Origin of the sequence: Novosphingobium sp. 1529 (genome assembly GCF_040544855.1) — a bacterium.
GTDB classification, from domain to species: domain Bacteria; phylum Pseudomonadota; class Alphaproteobacteria; order Sphingomonadales; family Sphingomonadaceae; genus Novosphingobium; species Novosphingobium capsulatum.
Window position 1 is genome coordinate 72,790 of sequence record NZ_JBEPKW010000002.1, and the last position, 11,814, is coordinate 84,603.

Genomic DNA, 11,814 nt, shown 5'->3' on the forward strand with positions numbered 1-11,814 from the left:
CCCACGGCTCATCCTGTCGCGTCCGAAAAATGGAGATGCACGAGTATGTTGCAAAGCGCAGTGGCGATCGCTTCGCATACCCCGGTCTATGTCTGGTTCGTCCTTGGCCTCGTGCTGTTGCGGGCATGGCAGGCTACCCGTCCGCGCACGACCGGCCTGGCCGGGCCATTGGTGTTGCCGGGCTTGATCGTTGTCCTCGGCGTGGTCGGATTGGTTGCGGCGCATGCCACGGCGCTGGAAGTGGCCGTGTGGGTGGCCGCGTTGCTGCTGGGCGGGCTGGTCGGCCGGCCGCTGGGGCATCACCTGCTGTTGCGGGCCGAGCCGGGGCCGCCGGTTCGGCTGCATCTGCGCGGGAGCTGGCTGATCTTTGCGCTGATCCTCGTCATCTTTGCGCTGCGCTATGGCATGGCGGTGTTCGATGCGGTCGATCCCGTCACGGCGCATCAACCCGCGCTGCGCCTGGCAGAAACGCTCGTGCGGGGCGCGCTGTCGGGGCTGTTGGTCGGTCGCGGGCTGGGCGTGCTGCTCTCGGCCCGGGCAATGCGCGCCGCCCATTGATGCCGCAATGGCGGCATCCGGCGCTTGCGTTCTTGCTCTGTTCGCGTTAGCGCGGGCTCATGGCCAAGCCCAAACGTCGTTATATCTGCCAGGCCTGTGGCAGTGTCTCTCCGCGCTGGCAGGGGCAGTGCCCCGATTGCGCCGAATGGAACACCCTGGTGGAAGAAGCGCCGCAGACGGTGTTTTCCGCCAAGCATGACCTGTCGAGCGGCGGCCGCGCGGTGCAGTTCGTCTCGCTCGATAGCCCGGTTGCCCTGCCGCAGCGGCGCAAGACGGGCCTGGCTGAATTCGATCGCGCCCTGGGCGGCGGGCTGGTGCCGGGCTCGGCCATCCTGATGGGTGGCGATCCCGGGATCGGCAAGTCCACCCTGCTGCTGCAGACGGCGGCCAGCATCGCCAACAGCGGCGGCATGGTCGTCTATATCAGCGGGGAAGAGGCGTCGGACCAGATCCGCCTGCGCGCCGATCGGCTGGGGCTGGGCAAGGCGCCGATCCGGCTCGCCTCCACCACCTCGGTGCGCGACATCCTCACCACGCTCGGCAGCATGGACGCGCCGGCCCTGCTGGTGATCGATTCGATCCAGACCATGCATTCCGATCAGATCGAGGGCGCGCCCGGCACGGTCAGCCAGGTGCGCGGCTGCGCGTTCGAGCTGATCCGCTACGCCAAGGAAAACGGCGTGGCCCTTGTACTGGTCGGCCACGTCACCAAGGATGGTTCGATCGCGGGCCCGCGCGTGCTCGAACATATGGTCGACGTGGTGATGAGCTTCGAAGGGGAGCGCAGCCACCAGTATCGCATCCTGCGCGCGATCAAGAACCGCTTTGGCGCAGTGGATGAAATTGGCGTTTTCGCCATGGCCGGGGCAGGGCTGGAGGAAGTGGGCAATCCCTCGCTTTTGTTCCTGTCGGGCCGGGAAGAGCCGGTGCCGGGCAGCGCCGTGTTTCCGGCGCTGGAAGGTACGCGGCCGGTCCTGGTCGAAATCCAGGCGCTCACCGTGCGCCTTGCCAGCGGCGCCACCCCGCGCCGCGCCGTGGTCGGCTGGGATTCGGGGCGGCTGGCGATGCTGCTCGCCGTGCTCGAATCGCGCTGCGGTCTCAGCTTTTCCTCGGCCGAAGTCTATCTCAACGTGGCGGGCGGCTATCGCCTGACCGATCCCGCGGCCGATCTTGCGGTGGCCGCCGCGCTGGTCTCGGCACTGGCCGATCGGCCCCTGTCTGCCGGCACCGCCTGGTTCGGAGAGGTCTCGCTCGCCGGTGAAGTGCGCCCCGTCGCGCATTCCGGCGTGCGCCTACGCGAGGCGGCCAAGCTGGGCTTTACCCAGTTGCACGGCCCCGATGGCGCGGCGGAAAAGGTTGAGGGTTTGCGCTATTCCCCGATCCGCCTGCTCCCAAATCTCGTTGACCGGGTGATGACCGGCGCTTAATCGCCGGGATATGACCGGCTTCGATTATGTTGTCTTCCTGGTCGTCGCGGTCGGCGCGATCGGCGGTTTCTTTCGCGGTTTCGTGGAGGAGGTGCTGTCGCTTGCGGCATGGTGCATCGTCCTGGTGGCGGTGCATTATGGCCTTGAACCGCTGACCGAGGCACTAAAACCCCACCTCAAGACCGAAACCGGCGCGGGCGTTCTTGCCTATGCGCTGTTGATGGTCGTGCCCTGGGGGCTGATGCGCCTGATCGCGCGCAAGATGGGTGCGGCCAGCCGCGATTCGATGCTGGGGCCGATCGATCGGCTGCTCGGCTTCGGGTTTGGTGCGGTCAAAGGCGCAATCCTCATGGTCCTGGGCTTTTCGCTGCTGGTCTTTGCCTATGACGTCGTCTGGGGCGTCAAGGGCCGGCCGGAATGGATCACGGCGGCGCGCACCTATCCCTTCCTCAATGCCGCGAGCGAGGAACTGGTGGCGATGATTGCCGAGCGGCGCGATGCTGCGGCCCAGGCTGCCGACGATCCCAACGCGCCTGATGGCGATGCTACGCCCAAGCCCAGCACCGCCGCGCACAAGAAAGCCGCGCATCACCGCAAGCATGCGGTCAGCGCCGACAATTGAGATGAGCGCCACCGTTCTCTACACGCCCGAGGTGCTGGCTGCGGCCATGTCGCTGGCGCAATGGCCGTGGGACGACAGCCTGCCTTTGGTGGGCGAGGCGCGTTCGCGCGCCTGCGGCAGCACGCTGCAGATCGGCCTGGCCCGTAACGACGCCGGCCAGATCAGCCGCATCGGCCTGCGCCCCCATGCCTGCGCCGTGGGGCAGGCCGCCGCCCAGGTCTTTGCCGCCGCCGCCATTGGGCACACGGCCGAAAGCCTGACGCAGGCGCGCGCCGAACTGGGCGCATGGCTGGCGGGCGAGGGAGGCGAGCCGGATTGGCCGGGCATCGGCCTGCTGCGCAACGCGCGCGACTATCCCGGCCGCCACGGCGCGATCGTGCTGGCGTGGGACGCGGCGCTGGCAGCGCTGGCGGAGCCGGCCAAGGCAGGCTAAGGCATTCCCGGATAACAGTGCCCCGGGGGAAATTGCACACCATGAACACCACCCACGCGGAACCGACCGCGGCAGACATTCGGCTGGTGATTGCTGCCAGTTCCGCCGGCACGGTGTTCGAATGGTACGATTTCTTCATCTACGGCACGCTGGGCACGATCCTGTCCAAGGCGTTCTTTCCCACCGGCAATGCCACGCTCGAACTGCTGCTGTTCTGGCTGGTCTTTGCCGTGGGCTTTGGCTTTCGCCCCTTGGGCGCTGTACTGTTCGGGTTCCTGGGTGATCGGCTGGGGCGCAAATACACGTTCCTGGCGACTGTGGCGCTGATGGGCGTGGCCACGGCGGGCGTGGGTCTGGTGCCCTCGGCCGCCAGCATCGGCTATACCGCGCCAGCCTTGGTCATCCTGCTGCGCGTGGCGCAGGGCCTTGCCCTGGGCGGGGAATATGGCGGCGCGGCAGTCTATGTCGCGGAACATTGCGCGCCCGAACGGCGCGGTTTCTTCACCAGCTTCATCCAGGCCGGCGTGGTCGGCGGCTTCATCCTCAGCCTGGTCGTGGTGCTCAGCTGCAAGGCGGCATTCGGCCCGGAACTGTGGGCCGCGTGGGGCTGGCGCGTGCCGTTCATCCTCAGCCTGGCGCTGCTGGCAATCTCGCTGTGGATGCGGCTCAAGCTTTCGGAAAGCCCGGTATTCCAGGCGATGAAGGCGGAAAACGAGCTGGCCGGCAATCCTTTTATCGAATGCATGACCGCACCGGGCAACCGCAAGCGGCTGCTCGTCGCGCTGTTCGGCATTGCCGCCGGGCTGACGGTGATCTGGTACACCGCCATGTTCAGCAGCCTGACGTTCCTGAAAACCGCCATGCGGATGAACGACACGGCGGCCGAGATCATCGTCGGCATCGCCGCGTTGTTCGGCGTCGGCTCGTTCCTGTTCTTTGGCCACGTTTCCGATCGCGTGGGGCGCAAGGCGCCGATCGTGTGGGGCTATGTCGCCACGCTGGTGCTGCTGTTCCCGCTCTATTGGGGTATCGGCGCCCTCGCCAATCCGCATCTCGCGCGCCAGGCGCGTGAGCTGCCCGTGGTCGTGGCCGGCCCCGATTGCCGTTATGAAGCCTTTGCCATCGATCAGGCTAGCCAGTGCGGCAAGCTGCTGTCGGATCTCACCGCCACCGGCGTGCCCTATCGCCTCGAACATGCTGCCACGCTCTCGCTGCACGCCGGCGCTGCGCGCCTGCCGTTGGAAGCCTATCCCTGGGCCGACAAGAAGGCGCGCGGCAAGGCGCTGGAAGGCCTGCTGGGCAAGGCCGGCTATGATCTGGCGCGTATTACGCCCACGCCAGGCCGGGCGATCCTGGTCGTGCTGGTGCTGTTCGGCCTCATGGCGCTATCGGGCGCCACCTATGGACCGGTGGCGGCCACGCTCTGCGAAATGTTCCCGCCGCGCATCCGCTATTCCTCGCTGTCGATCCCCTATCACATCGGTACTGGCTATTTCGGCGGCTTCCTGCCGTTTCTTTCCACACTCATCATCGCCAAGACTGGCGATCCCTATGCCGGGCTGTGGTATACCTGGGTTGTCGTCCTGGTGGCCCTGGTGGTGTCGCTGTGGGGTCTCAAGGGCGGCCTGCCGCAGGACGAGCCAGCCTGAAACGCTTTCATCCATCAGGATTTGATCGAACGTTGTCTGTTTTTTCTTCCGTTCCGTTGCCCCCTGCCGCGCTGCGGCTTGCCCTTGATGCCACGGCCCTGGCCAGCAACTGGCGCGCGCTCGATCGCCTGAGCGGCGCCGCGCGTGCCGGCGCTGCGGTCAAGGCCGATGCCTATGGCCTGGGTGCGGCGCGGGTGGTGCCGGTCCTGGCGCAGGCCGGCTGCCGCGACTGGTTCGTGGCGCACTGGTGCGAAGTGCCCGATCTGCTGCCCCATGTTCCGGCCGCGTCGATCCACGTGCTGCATGGGCCGATGAACGCGGCCGACGTCGCCTATGCCCAGGCGAGCGGCGTTACCCCGGTGCTCAACTCCCTGGCGCAGGTGCAGCGCTGGCTGGCCGCGGGCGGCGGGCGTTGCGACCTGATGGTCGATACCGGGATCAACCGCCTGGGCCTGCCGATGGCCGATCTGGGCGATCCCGGCTTGGCGGCGCTCGATATCGACTGCTGCATTTCGCATCTGGCCAGCGCGGACGAGGATGTGGTGCAGAATGCGCAGCAACTCGCCCGCTTTCAGGCGGTACGCGCCCAGATCAAGGCGCGGCGCTACAGCCTTGCCAACAGCGCCGGCATCGCGCTGGGCGCAGCCTGGCATGCCGATGTCACGCGGCCCGGCATTGCACTATACGGCGGCATTGTGCGCAGCGAACTGGCGAGCGTCATCGCCCCGGTGGCGCGGCCGCAGGCGGCCGTGATCCAGCGGCGCCAGCTCCATCCGGGCGATCATGTCGGCTATAATGCCACGTTTACCGCCGATCGCCCTGTTGCAGCCGCGGTGGTCGCGCTGGGATATGCCGACGGCTATCTGCGCACATGGTCGGGCAAGGGCGAATTTCTGTGGCAGGGCAAGACCTTGCCAGTGATTGGCCGGATTTCGATGGATATGACCATAGTGGACGCAACAGATGCGCCCGCGCTGGTTGAAGGGGACTGGCTCGACGTGGCTTATAATCTGCCAGAAGCCGCCAAAATCAGCGGGTTGTCCCAATATGAGCTGCTTACCCTGCTGGGCCGCCGATTTTTGCGCGACAAAGCATGTCTTACACCTTGATTAACTCATATTGCGCCGCACATACTGCATCTGCTAATCGTGTAAGACATTCCCAGCGGGGGTCCGATAAAAATGGCAAATCAGGCTAAGGACGGCGATACCGTCATCATCAAGAAGTACGCCAACCGCCGTCTCTACAACACGCGGACGTCCAGCTACATCACGCTCGATCACCTCGCCCAGATGGTGAAGGAAAATGTCGAGTTCAAAGTGATCGACGCCAAGAGTGGCGCCGATCTGACCCATTCGATCCTGACCCAGATCATCATGGAAGAAGAAGCTGCCGGCGAGCAGATGCTGCCGACGAACTTCCTGCGCCAGCTGATCGCGATGTATGGCAATTCGATGCAGGCGCTGCTGCCGGGCTATCTGGAAGCCTCGATGGAGCACTTCCGCGAGAACCAGAACAAGCTGCGCAAGGCGATCGAGGATTCGATCGGATCCAACCCGCTGGCACAGATCGCGCAGCGCAACATGGAAATGTTTAAGGCAGCCGCCGCCGCCTTCGTGCCCGGCGCCACCCCGCGCGAGGATGACAAGCCCGCCGGCGCTGCCACGGGCGGTGAGGGCGAAATTTCGGAACTGCGCAAGCAGATGGCCGAAATGCAGAAGAAGCTCGATCAACTGGGCAAGTAAGCCGCCGATTTTTGCCGGTGCGCGTGCATTGGGGCGTTGCTCCGATCCGCCGCACCGGCTAACCGGCAGGGCATGAACCAGCCCAAGATCAAGCACGCGCTGCCGATCAAGCGCGAAGAAGACTTTGCCCAGTGGTACCAGGCGGTCATCGCCGAGGCCGAGCTTGCCGAGGAATCCGGCGTGCGCGGCTGCATGGTGATCAAGCCATGGGGGTACGGCATCTGGGAACGCATCCAGAAGCTTATGGACGCACGCATCAAGGAAGCGGGCGTCGAAAACTGCTATTTCCCGCTGTTCATTCCGCTGTCGTACTTCGCCAAGGAAGCCGACCACGTGGAAGGCTTTGCCAAGGAAATGGCGGTTGTCACGCATCACCGCCTGATTGCCGATCCCAAGGGCGGGCTGATGCCCGATCCCGAAGCCAAGCTGGAAGAGCCGCTGGTTGTGCGCCCCACCTCGGAAACGGTGATCGGCGCGGCCATGGCGCGCTGGGTGCAATCGTGGCGCGATCTGCCGCTCCTGACCAACCAGTGGGCCAATGTCGTGCGCTGGGAAATGCGCACCCGCATGTTCCTGCGCACCAGCGAATTCCTCTGGCAGGAAGGCCATACCGCCCATGCGGACGAGGCCGACGCCATGGACGAAACCCTGCGCGCGCTCGAGATGTACCGCGGCTTTGCCCAGGACGTCCTGGCGCTGCCGGTCATCGCCGGGCCCAAGCCTGAAAACGAACGCTTCCCCGGTGCCGTCGCGACCTATTCGATCGAGGCGATGATGCAGGATGGCAAGGCGCTGCAGGCCGGCACCTCGCACTATCTCGGCACCACCTTCTCGCAGGCAGCGGGCATCCGCTATCAGGACAAGGAAGGCCAGCAGGCGCTGTGCCACACCACGTCGTGGGGCGTGTCCACCCGCCTGATCGGCGGCGTGATCATGACGCATGGCGATGATGATGGCTTGCAGACGCCGCCGCAGGTGGCGCCGCACCAGATCGTGATCCTGCCGATGCTGCGCGATAACGACGGCGATGAAGCGCTGCTCGCCTATTGCGAAGACCTGCGCAAGGCGCTCGCGGCGCTTAGCGTGTTCGATGAAAAGGTGCGTGTCCTGCTCGACAAGCGTCCCGGCAAGGCCACGGCCAAGCGTTGGGCCTGGGTCAAGAAGGGCGTGCCGCTGATCCTGGAAATCGGCGGGCGCGATGCGGAAAACGGCCAGGTTTCGGCGGTACGCCGCGATCGCCTGTGGCGCGAGGATGGCAAGGTCAATTTCGTCGGCCAGGCCAAGGACGATTTCGTCGCTAGCGCCGTGGCTGAACTGGAATCGATCCAGGCTGCGCTGTTTGCCCAGGCAGAGGCGCGTCGCGATGCGCAGATCGAGCGCGGCGTGACCGATCTCGATGGCCTGGCCGCCTACTTTGCCGAAGACCGCAAGTTCCCCGGCTGGGTGGAACTGGGCTGGTCGCGCCCGACCGGCGCCGCGCTCGACAAGGTGGTGGAGCAGCTCAAGGCTTTGAAGCTTACCATCCGCAATAGCCCTCTGGATGGTCCCGCACCCACCGGTACCTGCCCGTTCACGGGCGAGCCGGCGGTGGAAACGATCTATATCGCCCGGGCTTATTGAGCGCTTTGTAAAACATTCCCTCCCCCGACCCCTCCCGCAAGCGGGAGGGGAGCAAAGGAAAAACTCTCCCGCAAGCGGAGGGGCGCCCGACGAATAGCCCCCTCCCGCTTGCGTGAGGGGGTTGGGGGAGGGCATGTCCCATGTTCCCCCTTACGCCCCGCAAAATTTCGTTTACCTTGCGCAACATGACCCGCGCTCTCGTTGCTCTTCCGCTCCTCGCCCTGGCCGTGCCGCTTCATGCGCAAGAGGTTTCGCCACAGCGCCTCAAGGCCGATGTCGAAACCCTGGTCGGCTTCGGCACGCGGCACACCATGTCCTCTCCCACCGATCCCAAGCGGGGTATCGGCGCGGCGCGGGCCTGGGCCAAGGCGCAGTTCGCGGCGAGCAGTGCGGCCTGCGGGCAGTGCCTCACCATCGTCACCCCCGAAACCACGGTGACCGGCGAACGCGTGCCCACGCCCACCAAGATCGTTGATGTCGTGGCCATCCAGCGCGGCACGGAGCGACCCAACGAGGTGGTCATCGTCGCCGGCCATATCGACAGCCGCGTGAGCGACGTGATGAATGTCACCGCCGATGCCCCCGGCGCCAACGATGATGGCTCGGGCACGGCTCTGGTGCTGGAGGCCGCGCGCGTGCTTTCGGCGCGCAAGTTTCCCACCACCATCGTCTATGCCGTGCTCAGTGGCGAAGAGCAGGGGCTCTATGGCGGCAAGCTGCTGGCCGATTACGCCAAGGCGCAGGGGTGGACGGTGAAGGCCATGTTCAACAACGATATCGTCGGCAATTCGCGCGGGTCTGACGGGCTGGTGGACGATACCCATGTGCGCGTCTTTTCCGAAGGGCCGCGTGGCGATGGCGATGCCGCGCTCGGCCGTGCGCAGCGCGCGATCGGGGGCGAGAACGACAGCCCCTCGCGCAATCTTTCGCGCTGGCTCGCCGGCTTGACCAATCCGGCCAAGACCGGCCTTGCCGTGCGTCAGGTCTGGCGCGCCGATCGCATGGGCCGGGGCGGCGATCATCTGCCGTTCGAGGCGCTGGGCTATCCCGCCGTGCGCTTTTCGGTCGCGGTCGAAAACTATGATCGCCAGCACCAGGATCTGCGCACCGAGCAGGGCCGCCCCTATGGCGACACGGTCGATGCCATGGATTTCGCTTATCTCGCCAAGGTGACCCGCCTCAACGTTGCCGGGCTGGCGGCGCTGGCCCGTGCACCGATGCCGCCGGTCGCCACTGTCAAGGCGGCGGTCCAGACCTTTACCGATATTGCCTGGCAACCGGTGGCCGGCGCGGTGCGCTATGCCGTGTGGCAGCGCGCCACCGATGCACCGGGCTGGCCGGCCAAGCCCGTGCAGACCACCAGCGATACCCATGTCACGCTGCCCGGCGTGCGCGGCGATGACTGGTTCTTTGGCGTCAGCGCGATCGCGGCCGATGGCAGCAGTAGCCCGGTGGCCTCGGCCGTGCCGGGCGGCGGTTTCGGTCCACAGCAGGCCCAGCACTAAACCACACGATTGCGTGGAGACCAGGCCACAGGGGAAATTTCATGCTTCACGCCATCAAGCACGGCTTGCGCAATCTCGTCACGCTTACCGGCCGCGATGGCCGCAAGCAGTTCTGGCTCTATGCGGTGTTCCTGCTGCTGTTGCGCTGGGCGGTCAGCACCGTGGCAACGGTGCCCTTGATGGCCAGCACGATGAACACGGCCTTCACTGCCGCGCGCAACAGCACCGATCCTGCCGCCACGGCCACTGCCGTACAGGCCAACATCACCGCCGCGCTGCCGCAGATCATGATCTTGGGCATCGTGATAAGCCTGATCACCGCAGCCATGCTGCTGTCCAGCCTGGTGCGCCGCCTGCACGATAGCGGGCTGTCCGGTTGGTTCGCGCTGTTGCCGGGCGTGCCCTATCTCATCTCGTTGGCGGCCGCCCCGCGCGAAGTGGCGCACACCATGGCGGTCATGCAACAACAGGGCCCTGGCCACCCCGGCGCGGCGCTCCATGCCACCAACTGGAGCATTGCCGCGATCGGCTGGCTGGCCCTTGCCTTGCTGGTGGCAGTGGCGGCGCGGCCGTCCACCCCCGGCACCAACCGCTACGGGCCGGAGCCAGTGGATTTGGACGCCTGATCAGGCTGCGACCGCCTCGATCAGCAGGGTGTCGATGGTAAAGCTGCCATCCGCCTCGATCGCAAAGTGATCCTGCACCTCGCGCGGGGACTGTTGCTGAACCTGGCGGATCACGGCGGCATGGGCGGCGGGCGTGCCCATCCGCGCGGTCCATTCGGCAAAGTCCATGCGCAGGCGCCCAGGCTGGATCGCGGTCACGGCAAAGCCGGCCTGGCCCAGCGCCGCCACCCATTCGGCGGCGCTGTAATCGCGCACGTGTGACGCATCGCGCTGCAGTTCCATCACCTGCAAGTGCGTGTCGCACAGCGCCTGGACCGGCGCCACCACATCGGCAAACAGCGCCAGCCCGCCGGGCCGGCACACCCGCCGCGCCTGTGCCAGCCCGCGGGCCAGGCTGTTCCAGTGGTGCGCGGAAAAGCGGCTGCTGATTGCATCGGCATGGCCATCGGCAAAGGGCAGGGTTTCGGCGGCGCTCACGCAGGTGACGATGTTGGCCATGCCACGGCGCGCGCTTTCGGCCTCGACAGCGTCCAGCATGCGCGGGGAAAGATCGGTGGCGATCACCTCGGCACAATGCGGCGCAGCGGCATAAGCCACGTGGCCGCCGCCGGTGCCGATGTCGATCAACCGGGCGGGGCGGCGTTCGGCCAGCGCCTGCGCCATGCGCGCGAGATCGGCACCCTGGGCGTGAACGGCGCTGGAAACATAGGCGGCGGCGCGGCTGCCGAATTGGGCGTCGGCGTGGCTGTCGTGGTTGGGCTGGGTCATGGTCTGTCCTTTCCCGGCGGGGTGTGGCGCGCGATTTACCCTGTTACAAGATTGGCGTTTATCCTGTTATAAGTGCTGCCATGACCGATACGAGACTGGAACTGGGCCGCTTCCTGCGCGCCATGCGCGAACGCAGCCCGGCCGAGGCTGGCGGCCGCCGCCGCACCCCCGGCCTCCGGCGCGAGGAACTGGCGGTGCGTGCCGGGATCAGCACCACCTGGCTGGCCTGGCTGGAGCAGGGGCGCGAGGCCAATCCATCGCCCCATGCGCTCGCCCGCCTGGCGCGGGCGCTGGCGCTGTCGGTGGCAGAGCGCGCCTATCTGTTCGAACTGGCCGGCCGGCTCGATCCCGAGGCGCCGGTCGCCCTGGCGCTGGAAGAGGCGCCCGATTCGGTGCGTGTGCTGGTCGATTTCGCGCCTGGCCCGGCCTATGGCCTCGATCGCACCTGGCGCGCGACCTGCTGGAATGCGGCCGCCGCGCGGCTGTTTCCCGGCTGGCTCGATGATCTGGGAGAGCGCAACCTGCTGCGCTACATGTTCCTGCGGGCCGAAGCGCGCGCCATGCTGCCCGATTGGCACGAGCGCGCCCGCCGCCTCATTGCGGAATTCCGCGCCGATCATGCCGGGCGCCATGGCGATCCTGTCAGCGAACGGATCGTGGCCGATCTGCGCGGGGAAAGCGCTGAATTCGCCAGCCTGTGGGACGAGCAGGTGGTGCAGGGCCGCGAAGGTGGCCTGCGCCGGTTCGACCATCCCTGGGACGGGCACCTGGCCTTTCGGCAGTTCACCTGGATTCCCGCCGATCGCCCCGATACCAAGGTGGTGGTGCTGCACCCGGCGTGATGCGCGCGGCAAAGGTTGC

General features: G+C 66.4%; 12 protein-coding genes. 11 read left to right on the forward strand and 1 reads right to left on the reverse strand.

Annotated features, from left to right (window positions below):
- Positions 1–45: 45 nt before the first annotated feature.
- The 10 genes from ABIC78_RS05700 to ABIC78_RS05745 all read left to right on the forward strand — a co-directional run bounded on the left by ABIC78_RS05700 (position 46) and on the right by ABIC78_RS05745 (position 10,185).
- Positions 46–558, forward strand: coding sequence for a DUF6622 family protein (locus ABIC78_RS05700; RefSeq protein WP_354488225.1), 513 nt, complete (start codon positions 46–48; stop codon positions 556–558).
- Positions 559–617: 59 nt separating this feature from the next.
- Entirely contained in the window at positions 618–1,985 is a 1,368-nt protein-coding gene (gene radA, locus ABIC78_RS05705) for a DNA repair protein RadA (protein WP_168351179.1), read from the forward strand.
- A gap of 10 nt (positions 1,986–1,995) precedes the next feature.
- Positions 1,996–2,607, forward strand: coding sequence for a CvpA family protein (locus ABIC78_RS05710; RefSeq protein ID WP_168351178.1), 612 nt, complete (start codon positions 1,996–1,998; stop codon positions 2,605–2,607).
- A 1-nt stretch (position 2,608) separates the two neighbouring features.
- On the forward strand, positions 2,609–3,040 hold the full coding sequence (locus ABIC78_RS05715) for an iron-sulfur cluster assembly scaffold protein (RefSeq protein ID WP_309804297.1): 432 nt from the start codon (positions 2,609–2,611) through the stop codon (positions 3,038–3,040).
- Positions 3,041–3,081: 41 nt separating this feature from the next.
- Positions 3,082–4,689, forward strand: coding sequence for an MFS transporter (locus tag ABIC78_RS05720; protein WP_171799676.1), 1,608 nt, complete (start codon positions 3,082–3,084; stop codon positions 4,687–4,689).
- A gap of 32 nt (positions 4,690–4,721) precedes the next feature.
- Complete coding sequence (locus tag ABIC78_RS05725; RefSeq protein ID WP_354488228.1) at positions 4,722–5,798, forward strand: alanine racemase; 1,077 nt, start codon at positions 4,722–4,724, stop codon at positions 5,796–5,798.
- A 72-nt stretch (positions 5,799–5,870) separates the two neighbouring features.
- Positions 5,871–6,434 carry a polyhydroxyalkanoate synthesis repressor PhaR gene (gene phaR, locus ABIC78_RS05730; RefSeq protein ID WP_354488230.1) on the forward strand — a complete coding sequence of 188 codons (564 nt, stop codon included), beginning with the start codon at positions 5,871–5,873 and terminating at the stop codon, positions 6,432–6,434.
- Positions 6,435–6,506: 72 nt separating this feature from the next.
- Positions 6,507–8,054 (forward strand): proline--tRNA ligase, encoded by a 1,548-nt coding sequence (gene proS / locus ABIC78_RS05735; protein WP_354488232.1) that lies wholly within the window; start codon positions 6,507–6,509, stop codon positions 8,052–8,054.
- A 185-nt stretch (positions 8,055–8,239) separates the two neighbouring features.
- Entirely contained in the window at positions 8,240–9,559 is a 1,320-nt protein-coding gene (locus ABIC78_RS05740; protein WP_354488234.1) for a M28 family peptidase, read from the forward strand.
- A 41-nt stretch (positions 9,560–9,600) separates the two neighbouring features.
- Positions 9,601–10,185 (forward strand): DUF805 domain-containing protein, encoded by a 585-nt coding sequence (locus tag ABIC78_RS05745; RefSeq protein ID WP_354488236.1) that lies wholly within the window; start codon positions 9,601–9,603, stop codon positions 10,183–10,185.
- Here ABIC78_RS05745 and ABIC78_RS05750 read toward each other — a convergent pair whose 3' ends face one another.
- Positions 10,186–10,953 carry a class I SAM-dependent methyltransferase gene (locus tag ABIC78_RS05750; protein WP_354488238.1) on the reverse strand — a complete coding sequence of 256 codons (768 nt, stop codon included), beginning with the start codon at positions 10,951–10,953 and terminating at the stop codon, positions 10,186–10,188.
- An 80-nt stretch (positions 10,954–11,033) separates the two neighbouring features.
- Here ABIC78_RS05750 and ABIC78_RS05755 point away from each other — a divergent pair, with 80 nt between their 5' ends.
- Entirely contained in the window at positions 11,034–11,795 is a 762-nt protein-coding gene (locus ABIC78_RS05755) for a helix-turn-helix domain-containing protein (protein WP_107717205.1), read from the forward strand.
- Positions 11,796–11,814: the final 19 nt, after the last annotated feature.

Coding starts and splice junctions, on each gene's coding strand:
- phaR (WP_354488230.1), top strand. CDS start 5,871: ATGGCAAATCAGGCTAAGGACGGCGATACCGTCATCATCAAGAAGTAC.
- ABIC78_RS05755 (WP_107717205.1), top strand. CDS start 11,034: ATGACCGATACGAGACTGGAACTGGGCCGCTTCCTGCGCGCCATGCGC.
- ABIC78_RS05710 (WP_168351178.1), top strand. CDS start 1,996: ATGACCGGCTTCGATTATGTTGTCTTCCTGGTCGTCGCGGTCGGCGCG.
- ABIC78_RS05750 (WP_354488238.1), bottom strand. CDS start 10,953: ATGACCCAGCCCAACCACGACAGCCACGCCGACGCCCAATTCGGCAGC.
- ABIC78_RS05745 (WP_354488236.1), top strand. CDS start 9,601: ATGCTTCACGCCATCAAGCACGGCTTGCGCAATCTCGTCACGCTTACC.
- proS (WP_354488232.1), top strand. CDS start 6,507: ATGAACCAGCCCAAGATCAAGCACGCGCTGCCGATCAAGCGCGAAGAA.
- ABIC78_RS05700 (WP_354488225.1), top strand. CDS start 46: ATGTTGCAAAGCGCAGTGGCGATCGCTTCGCATACCCCGGTCTATGTC.
- ABIC78_RS05715 (WP_309804297.1), top strand. CDS start 2,609: ATGAGCGCCACCGTTCTCTACACGCCCGAGGTGCTGGCTGCGGCCATG.
- ABIC78_RS05740 (WP_354488234.1), top strand. CDS start 8,240: ATGACCCGCGCTCTCGTTGCTCTTCCGCTCCTCGCCCTGGCCGTGCCG.
- ABIC78_RS05720 (WP_171799676.1), top strand. CDS start 3,082: ATGAACACCACCCACGCGGAACCGACCGCGGCAGACATTCGGCTGGTG.
- radA (WP_168351179.1), top strand. CDS start 618: ATGGCCAAGCCCAAACGTCGTTATATCTGCCAGGCCTGTGGCAGTGTC.